The organism is Bacteroides sp. 519, assembly GCF_010500955.1.
Lineage (GTDB): Bacteria > Bacteroidota > Bacteroidia > Bacteroidales > Bacteroidaceae > Bacteroides.
In genome coordinates, this window is record NZ_QVMJ01000030.1 from 21313 (window position 1) to 21953 (window position 641).

The 641-nt window shown below is 37.4% G+C and carries 1 pseudogene; it reads left to right on the top strand.

Annotation, left to right across the window (positions count from 1 at the left end):
- Positions 1 to 174: 174 nt before the first annotated feature.
- Positions 175 to 479: pseudogene (locus D0T85_RS18735) on the top strand (D-Ala-D-Ala carboxypeptidase family metallohydrolase).
- Positions 480 to 641: the final 162 nt, after the last annotated feature.

The window sequence follows — 641 nt, forward strand, 5'->3', positions numbered from 1 at the left end:
GGGGAACTATGAGAAAGTGAAAGCTGTTAACCCCGAAGTCTTTGAAATGTTAGGAATAGATGATTCACAGTTGTATTGGAGGTATGTTGTAGTTGATGAACAATTATTGAATTATCACTATCTTAATTGCGATACTGTCTTACCCTAACACTTTTATTATAAATCAATCACCCAATGAAATACTTCACCCTCCCGGAACTCTGTCGTAGTGCTACAGCCCGGAAATATAAAATAAACAACGAATGTTCCCTCGACCACATTCAAAAGCTAACCAGTTTAGTAACCAACGTACTTGATCCGCTTCGCGAAGCTTGGGGCAAACCCATATACGTAAACAGTGGATATCGGTCGGCTGCATTGAACAGGTAATAAACAACTGTTTGAACTGGTGCAATCAGTTGATTGATGAGAAAGGATTCAGGTGGGTGCATGTTAGTTATCGGGAAAAGGGGAATAGAAGGCAGGTGTTGGTGTTGTAAGGGAAATAATTATGGAGATAGCAATTCTATTGCTAACAATAGTTTTATTCTTTATGAGTTGCAACAATCAGAAACAATCTCATGAAGAGGATTTAATGAATGCGATTATTGAAGTTATTGACTCAAACGCATTTCCAGAGAAAATTATAGCAGTTATAAAAT